Below are 15,802 nucleotides of genomic sequence, written 5' to 3'. Positions count from 1 at the left end.
CCACCTGAGCCGCTCTTTGTGTTAATCCATCTTCACCAATTGATTTCCATCAAAGAAATATAAATATTTCTCCTTTAATTCTTTCTTCCAAATTTCTTCAACAGCCCTTGCATATAGAGCCACTTGATCTTTATAACGGTTACGAAGCACAGGTTCCGCCTCTTCAAACCCGTTAGCGAATCGACCTGTGATGGTATCCGTTTTGTAGTCAATCAATACTAGCCCCTCTTCATCTTCTAAAAGGCAATCAATAACACCTTGCACCAAAATGGTCTCTTCTTTTAAATCCATTTGCTCGAAAAATTCATTTTCCTGCAATGCAAAACTGAATGGAACCTCCCTGTGAACATGTTCCGCCTGTTGCATCCGCTTCCCGACAGGAGTGGTAAAGAAGGATACGATTGCGTCAAAGTCGATGACATTTGCCTGTTCAGCTGTTATTAGTTCTTTTTGAACCATCTCCATAACTTGCGCCTGTACATAATCTCTATCGATGGTTCCGGCGGAAAGATCTAAATTCTGCATCACAGCGTGCATCGCCGTCCCAATTTCTGATGGTGACAGTTTTTTCTTCTGCAAGAAGGCCGGGCGATCAAGGAAATACCTTCTTTCTGTTTGAACAAGCGTGGTATCTGCGTATGGATCCTGCTGTTCTCTCATTCTTTTTATCTCTGAAACGGATTGCTTAGAGCGATGGATACTGGCTTCTTTATATGGATAGTTCCAAGTAAGCTGTTCTATCACTCTCGCTTTGTAAGGACTTTCGATGTCGACCTGTTCGCCATGTTTCACCTTATCCAGGAGAAGGTTTTCTGCTTCTTTTTCAGTTTCTATTCCTTGCAGCAATTGTTCCACATTAGTGACGGATATCTTCCATGAAGTCGGATGATTGACGATGTCCTCTTGGTTTGTCCCAGTCGGACTATCTCCTCTCAACGCTTCAGCATCCTTATGGCGCACAAGTGATGGACCAACCCAGTCCATATACGATTTCGCGCCTGCTCTCACATAGTCTGGTAACAGCCAGTTTTCATGTGAGACGTGTTCACTCCACAGCAATTGAGATTTTTCAAAATCCTTTACCGTTCCGACCAGATATAATTTTTCTTTTGCTCTGGTGAGAGCTACGTATAACACACGCATTTCTTCTGCTATCAACTGTGCCTTCGCTTTTCGCTTCAATGCCAGCTGCAAGATCGTAGGATAGGTAATTCGCAGTTTTGCATTTACATATTTAGAACCAAATCCAAGCTCTTTATCCAGCAAATAACTTTTGTTTAGGTCCATCATATTGAACTGTCTGGATAGTCCTGCAACAAAGACGATGGGAAACTCAAGTCCTTTACTGGAGTGAATCGTCATCAGCCTGACAACATCCTCTTGCTCCCCAAGTGCTCTTGCAGCACCAAGGTCTTCTCCCCTCTCTTGCATTCTTTCAATAAAACGCAAGAAACGGAACAAGCCGCGGAATGAGGTGGATTCATATTGTCTTGCCCGGTCATACAGTGCCCGCAAATTCGCCTGACGCTGCTTTCCGCCCGGCATCCCTCCGACAAAATCAAGGAAATGGGTATCCTGATAGATCTGCCAGATTAACTCGGACAATGCACCTTCACGCGCAGCTGTCCGCCATGATTGAAGCATCTGATAGAATAACCGAACTCTTTTCGCTAATTCTTGCTCTTCCAAAGAATCTGGTGCCTTTTCCATAAATGCGATCAACGCTTCATAATACGAGCCCCTTTTTTGCTGAATGCGGATGGTCGCCAAGTCATTGGAATCAAGGCCGACAATCGGTGACCTTAACACAGAAGCCAATGGAACATCTTGATATGGATTATCGATGATTTTCAATAGCGATATAAGGATGGCGACTTCTGTTGCCTCAAAATATCCTGTGCTCAAGTTTGCATATAAAGGCAGTCCCTCTTGCTTAAACTCCTCCATAAATTGTGGAGCCCATGGCATCGAGCGCATCAGGATGACAAAATCCCTGTAGGTGACAGGACGCATCGCTTTTCTGTCCTTATCATATATCTCATAGCCGGACTGAATGAGCTGCTTTATTTTCTGAGCGATCATCTTCGCTTCGACTTGAGCCGTCTCCAGCTCCACTTTATCGAATCCAGTCGTGTTATCTGCAGACTCCGATAGTTCGTCCTCATCCCCTGCAACCGAACCGCTTCGATCTATTAATAATAGTTCCGATTCACGATCTGTTGCTTCCGGATAATAGGCTGCGCCGAACTTTAACTCCGCATCATCGTCATAATCGATTTCCCCAACTGTTTCTCCCATGATCTGTTTAAAGATAAAGTTGGTGGCATCAAGGACTTCTGGACGCGACCGGAAATTTTTATTCAAATCAATACGAAGGCCAGACTCTCTTCCTTCCGTATCGAACCGTTTGTATTTGCTTAAAAACAGAAATGGTTCCGCTAATCGGAATCTGTAGATCGATTGCTTCACGTCCCCTACCATAAACATATTTCCGGATTCTTCGCTTTCCTTCGTAACTAGCTTCAGGATAGCTTCCTGGACCATATTTGTATCCTGATACTCATCCACCATCACTTCTTTAAAAGTGGACTGATAGCGGAGGGCAGCTTCGGAACGCTCTAATTTCCCTTCGTTAAAGGTGGTCAGCACATTTAAACAAAGATGCTCTAAGTCAGAAAAATCCACCAGCCCTTTATCTTGCTTCATCAAGCTGAACTCCACGCCATACCGCTTTACAAGATTGACAAGGGTACCCATCACAGGTGCTAATTCTTCGAGATCTTTTAAGAAGGACTCCGGACGTCTGGAAAACAATTCATCTTTGATCCCTTGTACAAGTGCTTTGGCGTCATTACGGGCCTTTGTCCATCTTTCTATCAGTTCTTTATCATATTCATCGCCGCGGCATGTTTTGGCTCTGGAGAAATCGAGTTCCTGCATTGCTTCATACAAATCTCCCCAAGATGTATCGAGGGCAGCTTGCAATCTGTGAAGTTGTGCCAAATCTTGCTCGATATTCTCAGCGCGAGGAGCAGGTCCCCCTGGCTCGAGCGTAATTTTCATTGCCTTTTCCAACAAACTTTCAGCCCCGAGAAATTGCAGTTTCATTTCCCGCTTCAATGTCGAGATGAAAGGCAATTCATCCATAGAAAATTTGCTGGTGGACTGATAAAAAGTTACAATCTCATCCAGCCATTTATCAGGGTTAGGATTGGCTCTTGAAAACTCATGAAGATCAAGAACAAGGCTTTGCAACGCTCCATCCGAACGGTCATTTGTGTACTGATCCACTAATTCAAAAAATAAATCGTTGTCCTCTTTCCCATACTCTTCTTCAAAGACGCCCTCAAGAACTTCTTCCTGCATTAATTGAATCTCTGTTGTATCGGCAATACGAAAACTTGGGTCAATATCGATCAAATAATAGTATTTCCGTACCACTTCAAGGCAAAAGGAGTGAATCGTAGATATGGATGCTCTGTTCAATAAACTTAGCTGTCGGCGCAAATGAAGCGATGCCGGCTTTTTCTCTAACTGTTTTTCCAGCGCTTCACCGATTCGATGGCGCATTTCTGCAGCTGAAGCATTGGTAAAGGTAACGACAAGCAGCCTGTCCACATCAACATGTTCCTCGACGATCTTATGAATCATCCGTTCAACAAGAACAGCGGTTTTACCTGAACCAGCAGCTGCTGCAACAAGTATATCTCTACCAGAAGCGACAATTGCTTTCCACTGATCATCAGTCCACTGGGCATCTGTTGGTTTTGGAAGAAGTTCCATACTCATGATTCCTCTCCCCCTTCTATCTTTGTTTTCATTGAGGAAATGACCTCATTTTTAGGTATCGTTGGCAACACTCTATATTCGTTTTCATCAAGAGATGTATCAAATTGACAAAACGATTTATACGAACAAAACGTACATGGTGTTTGATTTTTCAGTTTGTACGGAGAAATGCTTGTTTCCCCTTCGGATATCTTCATACCAATCTCTTCAAATGTCTTTCTTACATACGTTCTGAGCTGCGTGAATTCTTCTTCACTTGCAATCGACGAGTTCGCTTGAAATCCACCATTCTTTTTCAGTGCAGCCGAAACGATTTTGGAATGTCCACTCTCCAGCGTCTGATCCATCAGCTTCACAGATTCTTCGTCACCTAAAAGCAGGCCCTTCATTTTGAAGCTCTTAAAGATCTCCTCTTCAATGATGTCCTCCGGTTTCATTCCGTTTGTTTTAATCATTGGATTATGAACATGGAAATACAAGACACCGGCAGGAGTAGCTTCACTTCCAAGCCACCCTTTAGAATGCGAGATGACAATATCAAGATAGGTCAACATCTGTAATGCCAAGCCATAGTATACTTCTGTCAGGTCAAGCGCTTTGTTGCTTGATTTATAATCTATGATACGAAGCAATAATCCACTGCTTCCTTCCGCTTTATCTACCCGGTCTATACGCCCTACAAGCTCCATTGTCACACCATTTGGCAAGTTGATCTGAATTGGAGGCAACTCTTCTTGCTTTCCAAAGCCAAGTTCCAAACCAACTGGGGTGAATTTGCTCGCTTTAGAGTGATCGCTTAAGATTTGCGAAGCTCTTGTGATAATCGTTTCCAACTTCCGTTTGATGTAATGGAAGCGATTGGAGCTTAACAGGATTTCCCCTTGCAGCTTTGGTGCGAGAATATGCACGGCTTCTTTTGCCAGCACTTCACATTCCTGTTTCGTTAGGTTCTTCCAATCGTTGCCGCTTTGCCTTAACTTATCTGAGATATGCTTAAGTGCAGCGTGGAAAAGCTGACCGATATCCGGTGCTTCCAATCGGTAGATTTTTCTTTCCTTCAGCTTTAAACCATGTGATGCGAAATGGGAAAAGGCACATGCACTGAATTTCTCCATTCTCGACACACTTGCTTCCATGAAGTTACCGTATAACTCACGGCTGACCTTTTGTTTCAATTTTTTTGCTTCATTTTTATAAAATAAGCTTCGTAAGACCTGTTCGGTTTTATCCTGCCATTCTTCACTTTCTAAAAGTGTATTGTATACATCCCACCAAATCGGTTCGACCGGATATTTCTTCATCCACGCTTGAAGCTGAACTGCCAAGTTGGATAGTGTGGTCGATGGAGTATGGATATACCTTAACTGCTCTTCGCTATTAAGCTCTGCAGGTTCATTGAGCAACAACTTCTCCTGTAGCGACGGAAACATTTCCTTTATTCGCTTGATATAAGAAGAAGGCAACAGTGTTTTTCCCTCTTCATCTGCCAGGGCATAGCTTATATACAAGTGATGGGAAGGGCTTAAAAAAGACGTATAAACAAGGAAATGTTCATCAAGCAGTCGTTCTAGACTTGTCGGTGCAAGCTCCATTCCGTAGTTTGACAGAAGCTCTCTTTCTTCTTCTGATATAAACCCCTCGTCCTTGATCTTGGCAGGGATCACCCCATCATTTACACCAATCACAAAACTGTGCTTTATATCTGTCAAGCGCGAAAGATCAAAGTTAGCAACGATAACCTGGTCAATTGCCGGTGGCACTAAGCTGAATCGCAGGCTTTCCAATCCACTTTCCACCATTTTCATAAACATGGATAACGAAATTGGATGGTCCCCTATCAGTTCGACCATCTGATCGAGCATTTGAATAATCGCTTTCCATACTTGCTCGTTTTCTTTTGCAGAAGACAGATTGCCTTCTTCCTCCGCCTTTTTCATTCTTGCTTCCAGTTTTTGTGGAATCTTTAAATCTTCCATAAATTCATAAAGCGCCTTGCAATAGCCTTCGATTGACTTTGCTTTTTTCCAGCGTTTTTCAAGCATATGAAGCGGCTCCACGATCATCGTTCTTAACTCATTGATTTCCTTTTCATAAGCAATTTCTTCATCTGTTTGTACGTATGGACCTTCTGTATCCACACTAAAAAAGCGACGATACTTCCATGGCTCAGTCGCAGTCCATCTATGGCCTTGTATACCATAGGACAGGCAATAGTTTTCCAGCTTGTCCGTTTTTTCGCGCATCTCATTTATATCTTGATCGAGCGAGTAAAAGAAATCCGTCTTTACACAACGGAAAACAGATTCATAGCGCCAGTTTCTTGAAATCACTTCAAGGCTGGAACGAAGCAACTCGACCAAAGGATGATGTAGCATTGTCCGCTTTTGATCGACGAAAAAGGGAATGTCATAATCTTTGAAAACTGTATTAACCAAATCAATATAAGATTCTGCATTTCTGACGATGACAGCTATATCTTTATAGCGATTCCCCTTATCCCTGACAAGGGAGACGATCTCCCTCGCAATGCCTTCCATTTCCGCTCTGCGATTGACTGCTTGTAAAATAGACACATCAGCCTTTTCCGGAAAGACGACCGTTGGACGAACATCAAAATACTGTTCCATATGACGCAAGGAATCAGCATGTTGAAAGCGGGGCGTGCCTTTTAAAAGCACCGGCTCTTCTAGTTCGCATCCTTCTTCGAGTGCGATATCCCTCAGTCTTTGATAAGTCGTTCCTGTCTCCCTGAACAGATGAAGATCATATGGTGCTTCTTCGTCATATGGTTTATCCGCAGTCAAGGCAACCGTGACCGAGTTTGCATGTTTCATTAATTCCTTTAAGACTTCCAATTCCTGAGGCGTGAAGCTATGAAAACCATCAATGAAAATATCTGCATTTTGAATATAGCTTGAATTTGGTATTTTTTCCGTCAATAGCTGTAAGTAATCTTCGCCGTCCAAATATTTGCCTTCCAGCGTTGCTTCTAACTGACGATAGACAACTAGTATGTCAGTCAGCTTTTTAGCTAGCATTTTTTCGTGCTCAGAAATGGAGGCATCCTCTCCAATCCGTACGATTTCTTCATGTAAAAGTTCTGGTGTGACGCAATAACGTTTAAACTCTGTAATCATGCTTTCCATTTGTTCAATGAATCCGAACTGCTCGGCAGACTTCCCAAACACATGAAACTTACTTTTGTGTTCCTCAATTACCTTCCGAAGCAGCATATGAATTCCGGTCTGATCGATATGAAAACGGCTGATACCGCCGACTTCCTGTAAAATTCTCCATGCAAGACGAGTAAAACTGAATACTTGTGCCCGTATCATACCCTTTACATCAGGCGACTGAACGATCCAGTATTCTGATTGAAAAGTCATCTGCTCTGGCACAAGGTAGACAACTGGCGGACCTTGCGGGTCTTCTTTAAGCATGTGAAGAATTTGCTCGTTGCACCAGGTTGTTTTCCCGCTGCCTGTTCTTCCTATTAAAAATCGTATAGACACTAGATATCCCCCATTTTCTCCATTCAAAAAAATAATACGCACTTATGTTCTTCTTATTCTATTGTACTGAAAAACTACTATTATTGCCAACGGGTTACTTTCGAGGATGGAACCGGTCAAACACCCATTGCATAAGGTAAAATGGGCAGGTGAACGGAAATGGAACGAAGAAAAAACCATTATTTTTCAGCAACATTATTAATCGTTATGGGTTTTTTAGTGGTCTGTAACCTATACACATTAATCCCACTTTATAATCCGATAAGCTTGGAGTGGAATATCTCCAAACAAAAAGTAATATTGGCCAGCAGTTTCTTTAGCATCTTCTATGCAATAGGACTCCTGATGTTCGGGCCGTTGTCCGATCGATTCGGCCGGAAGAAGATCATCAGCTACGGGTTTCTGTTTTCGGCATTAGCCACCATACTCATTGCGCACTCTGCAAATATTTCTCATTTGTACGTTGCCCGCTCCATTCAAGGGTTCACCCTTGGTTGCTTTGCGCCAGTCGCTTTTGCCTATTGCTTTGACCACTTTTCCCAATCCCTTCGAACTTTTACCATATCTCTTATTAATGCAGGTTTTCTGTTATCGGGCATTTTTGGCCCAATGATAAGCGAACATATAGTCACTTATTTTCAATGGGAAGATGTATTTGTTTTCTTTTCACTTGTTTACTTCCTGTTGTTCGTATTTGCACGTCTCATCTTAAGTTCAGCTCATTCATTGATAAGTACAAAGGACAAACCTTGGAAACATTTTTTCACGCTCTTGACGGACCGTGATTTACGAATTCTTTACCTTATTGTTTTTTCCTTGCTGCTCTCCTTTGTGACGTTTTACGATAGCCTGTTTCAATTCTTATCCATAACGTTTCCTGATCAATCTTTTATGTTGGTCCGTTCTGTCGGGCTCGTTGGTACTGTTTCATGTCTCTTTTCTGACATATTGATGCGGACCGTGGGATCCAAGCGTTTACTTCTTATTTGTTCGTTGAGCATTTCCTTTTCGTTCTTTTTTATGATGATTTTTTATGAAAATCTATTTGTGATAGGTGCTTTATCTGTGATCTATGTAGCTGCCATTTCCTTTTTCCTACCGGCAATCATCACATATATTGGGATATTAGGCAGCAATCACCGCGGAAGCGCCATCTCCTTGTATTCTTTCACTTTACTGATTGGCACTGCCGTCAGTCCTATCATAAGCCATAACTTTTCGTTTCTAACAGTCTTGGCTTTTTTAGGAATATGGTTTTTACTGAATGCTATTTTAATATGGAGGATCAGAAGAGTTGCGTAAGCCATTCTTTTTAAAACTTAGTTGGTTGGTTTATCGACGCTGTTCCTTTCCGCAAATGGCTTCGCTTTCCGCGGGACGGTGCTTGAGCCTCCTCGCTGCGCTGCGGGGTCTCAAGCTACCGTTACTCCCCTCTGGAGTCTTCGCCATTTGCTCCAATCCACAGCTGAAAATACATGACTAAAAGTTAATGGGATTACCCCAAAACTAAAATTCAATGCTTCTTTAACCCTTAAGGTGAACGAAGTCATCTTGTTGATTGGAGTGGAAGGCGCGCAGACGCCCGCGGGAGGAAGGGACAGGTGAGACCCCGCAAGGCGAAGCCTGAGGAGGCTCACGGACCGCCCGCAGGCAAGCGAAGCGCCTGGAACGGAAATCAACTGTATTATAGATTTTTCATTCTAAAAAAACCTCCAACCTCCCTGAGAGGAGGTTAGAGGTTTTATCCTATTATGTGCTTGGAACGACTGTTGTTTCTTCCATCTGTTTCAACGTTTTCATACGTTTTTTCAAATATAGTCCTTGTCCAATTCCGAATAAATTTCCTATCACCCAATAAAGTGCCAGCGCAGAAGGCAACGTCAATCCGGCGATCAAAATAAACACAGGTATGATGTTCATGACCATCTTCATCTGTGGCTGTACGTCATCAGTAAGAGTGACTCTTGTCTGGATGAATGTCGTGATTGCTGCCACAACCGGGAGGATAAAGTATGGATCAGGCTGGCCAAGACTCACCCAAAAGAAAGAGTGCTCGGCTATTTCCGTCGTTCTGCCGATTGCATAATAGAAGGCCATGATCACAGGCATCTGAATCAACATTGGAAAACAACCCGCGGCAGGGTTCACTTTGTGCGTCTGGTATAATGCCATTAATTCTTTTTGCATTTCTTTTTGGTCATCTGGTTTTTTCTTGTCTTTATATTTCTTTTGCAATGCTTCCATTTCTGGCTTTAGCTTTTGCATGGCAAGCATGTTTTTCTGTTGCTTTAATGCTAGTGGCAAAATAAGTGTACGAATAGCAATTGTCACGACAATGATGGAAATACCGTAGCTTCCTCCAGTCCAATCTGCGACCGTCGTCAATGCAAGAGACAAAGGATAGACAAAATAGTGATTCCATACTCCTGAACTATCAGCCGTAATGGGCTCACTCATGTTACAACCTGTTAATAGCGCCAATAAAAATATTACTAAACTCACTGTCCAAAATTTCTTCATGTAAATTCCTCCTACTTTTTACAAGGTTATCGACTCATGTATGCAAAGTAGTTAGAGGAATCTTCTTCATCTAAGGTTGATTCTTTTGTTGGCCGTTTTCTATATATGAATGTAATAAGCCTTCTCCGCTTACCGATAACAGACTGCAATTTATTTGTTTCAAGGTCCAAAGATGTCGTATAGCCATTGTGTTGGCAGACCACATACTTAGAATCCACAAAAAAGCAGAACGTCAAAAGACAAAGGACGGCGGCTGTTACATATGGTGCGTATAGTAGAATATCAAGATAGAATTCCATATAATATGCAATCACCTTTTTAACTGATTATAGTAGATAGTACTTGTACGAACTAAAGAATAATAATGTTTCATTAAAAGTATATCCCTACAATAAAAAGATACACCTAGTCAGCAATAATTGCTAGGTGTATCTTTTTGTTAATTATGCTTCTTTCACTTTTTTACGTTTAATCACAATATAGAATGCCGGAACAAACAGCAATGTAAAGAAGGTCGAAAAGAAGATACCGGAAATAATAGAGATTGCCAATGGCGTAAATAATACATCACCACTGAATGCAATTGGCAGCAATGCTGCAATGGACGTAAACGCCGTCAGCACAACCGGTCTCAATCTCGCTTTCCCTGAATCTATGACCGCTTCACTTAGAGTGGCACCTTCTTGCAAACGCGATTCCATGAACTCGATGAATACTGTTGCATTACGTACCACAATTCCCGCAAGCGATACAATCCCCATCATAGCCATAAATCCTAGGCCGGTTTGGGTAATGAATAGTCCAATTACGGCTCCGGAAATGGCGAGGTAAACAGAACTCATAATCAATAATGGAAGTCTTAATGAATTGAATTGAACAACCATTAAAATATAGATTAAGAAAATAACGATAACGAACAACTTACCAACTTCAATAAAGAAGTCACTTCTGGCAGAAGATTCTCCTCCGACAGAAACGGAAATACTATCTGACTCATAGGAAGTAGCAATTTCTTTTACTTCTGCTTCAAGCTTCTGCTTATCATCTTCCCCCGGATATACGCGTACTGTAATCGTTCTGTCTCCATCTTTATGAGGAATTAGAGGAAGCACTTCTGTTTCTTCCACCTCTACCAGTTCAGATAACGGGACAAGAACAGGTGCTCCAAATTCAGTTGTTTCCGTTTTACTTGGCAGCTCCAAAGCTTCTAAATCAATAGTTTCGCCATCTTCCACCAGATCCTGAACAATCGTCAACGTTTCCCTTTCAAGTCCAGCCTCATAGGAGCCGACAGGTATACCCTCTGTAACGAGTCTAATTTGATTGCTTATTTCCTGGGAGGTGATGCCATGCTCTTCCATCTCTTCCCTGTTTGGAACATAGTTGATAGTAGGTTGAGAGGATCCAACATCATCGATAACTGCCCCGCTTCCTTCTAGGCTTTCTATCTCTTCTTTCATTCCATTTACAGAATTCATTAACTCGTCAATATCATCTCCGACTACCGTTAAAGCAATTGGCGCTCCAACTGGTGGCCCAGCTTCGATAGTGGATAGCATCACAACCGCATCTGGATTTTCATCACGGAGTTGTGGCTGCCATTTTGCAATAGTGTCTGCTGCAGACTGCTGCTCACGATCAACCCTGATTACTATTTGCCCTGTATTCTCACCAGAATTGGAAAGCGTGCTTCCGAAAATACCTGGTTCACCACTACCGGCAAAAATAGTTGTTTCATATACTGCTTCATCTGATTTGATGGTGTCTTCCATTTCTTCAAGCCTTGACTCTGTCTCCTCAAGTGGGGTTCCAGCAGGATACGTTACAGATACCGTAACCTCTTCCCTGTCAGCACTTGGGAAAAAAACAACTGGAATAAATGGAACAAGGGCGTATGATGCTGTACAGAAAATAAGAACTGCAAGACCAGTAAGCAGCGGCTTTTTCACGACTTTGGTCAATATTTTCGAACTATACCAGTCACCTACTTTCTCAATCTGAGAACCAAGCAGTCCATCCTTCACTTTGTTTCTCTTCTTTTTCTTTTGACGCCATGCCATAAATATCGGCACAATCGTCAATGCAACAATGGTGGAACCGATGATGGTAGCAATCAAAACTGTCGGCAGTGCGAAAATGAATGCACCGTTCGGACCACCAAGGAATGTCAGTGGCAAGAATGTAAATACAATCGCTAATGTGGACGTAATAATGGAAACGCGAACTTCTTTGGTTCCTTTAATTGCGCCTTCAAGGGGGCTATCACCTAGTTGATAACGCCTTTGAATATTGTCGTTCACTACAATTGCATCATCCACCAGGATCCCGAGGGCTATGATTATTCCAATGATGGAAATCTGGTTCAAGTCAACATTCGCATATGGCAGCGGAATCAAACCAAGCGCAATGGAAATTGGAATCGAAATTGCCACTAGGATCGCGGAAACTGCATTCAGTCCAAAAAATGTGATTAATACAACAGCTAAAATGGAGATTAAAAAGGAGATCCCCAGGTCTTTGAATATTTTGGACACGATATCATTTTGTGTGTAATAAAGGTCCATTTCCACCTCATCAGGCAATTCTTGTGAGAGGCGCTCCATCTCTGCATCCACTTTGGCATGCAATGTTGGAATATCCACCCCTTTTTCTTGCATGATGGTCAAGGAAATAGCAGGTGTACCGTTATAGGTAACGAAGTCTTCTTGTTCGGTAGGAATTTGCGTTAAGCTTGCAATATCCCCGACATACAGAGAATTTCCTTCCTCATCCTTTTTTAGAAAAACATTTTCTACATCTTCAATATTTTCGATATGTTCAAATGTCAGCTGGGAAATCTTATTGCCTTCTTGCTGACTGCCAAGCGGGGTGATTTCGAGTTCGTTCTGGATAGCTGTTATGACGTCTGGAAGCAACACTCTTTCTTCTTGCATGCTTTCTGAATCCAAGTTAAGCGTGTAGCTCGACTCTTCCAGCCCTTTAACTGTTACCTTTCGAACACCATCAATATCCTCTAATTGAGGAATCCATCCTTCAATAATATCCTTTTGTTCTAATAACAATGCACGGTCTTCATGTAAGACGTTGTAAGAAGCGATGGCTCCCATTTGAATGTCCGTGTTAATGGTTGGTTCAAAAGCGTCCTCTGGAAAATCCCGACTTACATCAGAAACTTTTTGTTGAACTTGCGAGAATACTTTATCCCTGTCCGCATCATCGGTCAGTTCCATCACGATATTGGATGCGCCCAATCCAGAAACGGAAGTGACACTGTCCATCCCGTCAATATCCAATAATTCTTTTTCAAGCGGGGTGGTAATATCACGTTCGACTACGTTCGGAGCAGCCCCTGGATACACAGTGGTGATCGTTCCTACATTGAGTGAGATTTCTGGAATCTCACGTTTTGGTATTTGGAAATAGGTCAAGGAACCGATGACCACCAATAATAGTAAAAATATCAATGTTACTTTTGGTTTTTTAATAAGTGCATTAAACACCTGGATGTCCTCCTATACTCAATTATTCAAATTTGACTATTTAGCCTGAGTTCATCATACGGTGTCGGTGTGAGTCTTGGCAAGAATGAATATGCTATGAAGTGATTTGTTACTTTTTTCGTCAAAATACTAAAAATGTATACTAAAAAACTAGGCACCTTTCCAGTACCTAGTTTAAAAGACGAGTATTTACTTTTTACATCATAACTCCGCCATCTACATGGAGAACCGTCCCATTCACATAATCCGATTCATCTGAAGCAAGATACAGATACGCATTGGCAACATCACTTGGCTTTCCTAGCCGCTGTAATGGTACCAACTGAAGCATCGTCTGGATCATCTTCTCAGGAATCGTCTCCACCATGGCCGTTTCCACAAACCCAGGCGCTACCGCATTCACATTAATATTTTTCCGACCAAACTCCTTCGCCCATGACTTTGTCATACCGACTACGGCAGCTTTTGCTGCAGCATAATTGGTTTGTCCAACATTCCCATATATACCGCTTACGGAAGACGTATTGATGATTTTCCCTTTACCGTTTTCCAGCATATGAGGAACCACTGCCTGGGTGCAATTAAAGACACCATTCACATTGACTTCCATTACTTTTTGAAAATCTTCGCCACTCATCTTCAGGAGCATATTATCTTTTGTTATGCCTGCATTGTTTATTAAAATATCGATTTTACCGAATCTTTCTTTCACCATTGCGACCATTTCTACTACCTGTGACTCGTTGGAAACGTCCACTTGGTAGAACGCTGCTTCCCCTTCTGCTTGGAGTTCTGCAACTCTTTTCTCTCCAGTCATTGCATCATAATCTACCAGGGCTACCTTTGCCCCTTCTTTTAAGAATACCCTTGCCGCTTCCAAGCCTATGCCATTCGCAGCTCCTGTTATAATTGCAACTTTCCCCTGTAATCTCATGTCCATCCCCCTATTATATCTGAAAATTAAATCTCTTTTAATTATACTGTTTTTGTAAGCAAAGGTAAAAAAAGAACAGATTTCGAAATCCGTATAAACAGCTAATCTTCGTTCCAGGCACTTCGCTTTCCATGGGCGGTCCGGAAGCCTTCTCGGGCATTCGCCCTGCGGGGTCTTCCATGTCCCTTCCTCCCATAGGAGTCTTCGTGCCTTCCACTGCGATTAACTAGGTTATCGGAGATGAAATGTGTTCTTTACTTGAAGGTAGTATTAAATTCATCAAAAGGCCAATAGCGGACATGAACTTTACCGACAATGTCTTCTATCTCTATAAATCCAAAATGCCTGCTGTCTAAGCTGTTGAGCCTGTTATCTCCTATTACAAATACATGGCCTTTTGGTACTGCTTCTTCGCCCGTCAACTCTTCTAAAGAAAAATCACCTGTAAAGTTGCCACCAAAGATTTTTAAGCGCTCAGGTGAGATGAACGGCTCTGTCACTTGCTCTCCATTAACATAGAGCATATCTTGTTTGTATTCAATTTGGTCACCTGGCAATCCTATTACTCTTTTTACGTAATGGGTATCCTCATCTTCTTGTTGAAAAACAACCACATCAAATCGTTCCGGCTTCGTAAAGGAGTAAACCATTTTATTAACCATCAGGAAATTCCCTTGCTCCAATGTTGGATTCATGGAATGCCCTTCTACAATATAATTAGAAAAGAAAAGCGCACGAATCATAAGCACCAAAAGGAATGTGACAACCAACCATTTCATTGCTGATTTACGTTTTGTGATCTTTTCTTTCAATTCATAACCCCCGAATGTCTATCTAGGTCTTTTGTACTTTAATATTATCATAATATACTGAATTTTTACAAACAATTGTTTATTTTTCTCCTGAAAGCTGTAAACGAAGTTCTACTTTTTTCCCGATAAACCATAATACCAACATAATGGTAATAGCAATGGCCGTTTTAATCGGCGCACGAATAAAGGAAATAATATCATAGCCAATATAGCTGATGGTAAAAATCATGACCATTTTCCCGGCTACCAATGCCAGAAAAAATTGGTAAAATTTTATTTTGGATAACCCGGCAACCACATTGATCAAAAATGACGGAGTAAAAGGAAAACATAGTAAAAAGAAGATAGGACCGAAGCCATGTCTTTCAATCCAAGACATCATCTTCCTTATCTTTTCTTTTCTAAGCAAAGCCTGGATTCTGGGGTATCTTTGCAACTTATGTACAAAATAGTAAACAATCACAGCTCCGACCACGGCCCCTGACCAAGAAATGAGGAACCCCAGCCAAAGACCAAAAGCAGCAGCATTTGCCATGACGATTACGATCAAAGGAAGAAAAGGAAGAAATGCTTCCAGCACCACTAACAAGAAACCCGGCAGTGGCCCAAATGATTGATACTCTTCCAATACCTCCAGTAGATTTTCCATTGTCAGTAATTCTTTTATATATTCTATAAATTCCATTACACTATCTCCACTTCTCTGCTAGTCATCTTTCTCTATTGTACTAATTA

At 41.8% G+C, this 15,802-nt stretch carries 9 protein-coding genes; 1 reads left to right on the top strand and 8 read right to left on the bottom strand.

Going from position 1 to position 15,802, the window contains the following annotated elements; translation table 11 throughout:
- Positions 1-21 precede the first annotated feature (21 nt).
- The gene (addA, locus tag K7887_RS06460) at positions 22-3,789 is read right to left on the bottom strand and encodes a helicase-exonuclease AddAB subunit AddA (RefSeq protein ID WP_223492719.1); all 3,768 of its coding nucleotides are present in this window, start codon (positions 3,787-3,789) and stop codon (positions 22-24) included.
- Complete coding sequence (addB, locus tag K7887_RS06455; RefSeq protein ID WP_223492718.1) at positions 3,786-7,301, bottom strand: helicase-exonuclease AddAB subunit AddB; 3,516 nt, start codon at positions 7,299-7,301, stop codon at positions 3,786-3,788. The genes addA and addB overlap by 4 nt, the downstream gene beginning before the upstream one ends.
- Before the next feature lie 159 nt (positions 7,302-7,460).
- Between addB and K7887_RS06450 the strand changes: the two genes are divergently transcribed.
- Positions 7,461-8,603 (top strand): MFS transporter, encoded by a 1,143-nt coding sequence (locus K7887_RS06450; RefSeq protein WP_223492717.1) that lies wholly within the window; start codon positions 7,461-7,463, stop codon positions 8,601-8,603.
- Positions 8,604-9,050: 447 nt separating this feature from the next.
- Here K7887_RS06450 and yidC read toward each other — a convergent pair whose 3' ends face one another.
- From yidC to K7887_RS06420, 6 genes are all read right to left on the bottom strand, one after another.
- Positions 9,051-9,821 (bottom strand): membrane protein insertase YidC, encoded by a 771-nt coding sequence (gene yidC, locus K7887_RS06445; RefSeq protein ID WP_223492716.1) that lies wholly within the window; start codon positions 9,819-9,821, stop codon positions 9,051-9,053.
- Positions 9,822-9,847: 26 nt separating this feature from the next.
- Positions 9,848-10,120, bottom strand: coding sequence for a hypothetical protein (locus tag K7887_RS06440; protein ID WP_223492715.1), 273 nt, complete (start codon positions 10,118-10,120; stop codon positions 9,848-9,850).
- A 144-nt stretch (positions 10,121-10,264) separates the two neighbouring features.
- Complete coding sequence (locus K7887_RS06435; protein WP_223492714.1) at positions 10,265-13,321, bottom strand: efflux RND transporter permease subunit; 3,057 nt, start codon at positions 13,319-13,321, stop codon at positions 10,265-10,267.
- A 196-nt stretch (positions 13,322-13,517) separates the two neighbouring features.
- Positions 13,518-14,255: a 3-oxoacyl-ACP reductase FabG gene (gene fabG / locus K7887_RS06430; protein ID WP_223492713.1), complete on the bottom strand. Its 738-nt coding sequence runs from the start codon at positions 14,253-14,255 to the stop codon at positions 13,518-13,520.
- A 254-nt stretch (positions 14,256-14,509) separates the two neighbouring features.
- Positions 14,510-15,067: a signal peptidase I gene (gene lepB, locus K7887_RS06425; RefSeq protein ID WP_223492712.1), complete on the bottom strand. Its 558-nt coding sequence runs from the start codon at positions 15,065-15,067 to the stop codon at positions 14,510-14,512.
- 79 nt (positions 15,068-15,146) lie between these two features.
- Positions 15,147-15,752 carry a TVP38/TMEM64 family protein gene (locus K7887_RS06420; RefSeq protein WP_010192172.1) on the bottom strand — a complete coding sequence of 202 codons (606 nt, stop codon included), beginning with the start codon at positions 15,750-15,752 and terminating at the stop codon, positions 15,147-15,149.
- Positions 15,753-15,802 lie beyond the last annotated feature (50 nt).

Origin of the sequence: Sutcliffiella horikoshii (assembly GCF_019931755.1) — a bacterium.
Taxonomy (GTDB): Bacteria; Bacillota; Bacilli; order Bacillales; family Bacillaceae_I; genus Sutcliffiella_A; species Sutcliffiella_A horikoshii_E.
The sequence above is the reverse complement of the archived record's forward strand: the minus strand, read 5'-3'. Positions and strand labels throughout refer to the sequence as shown.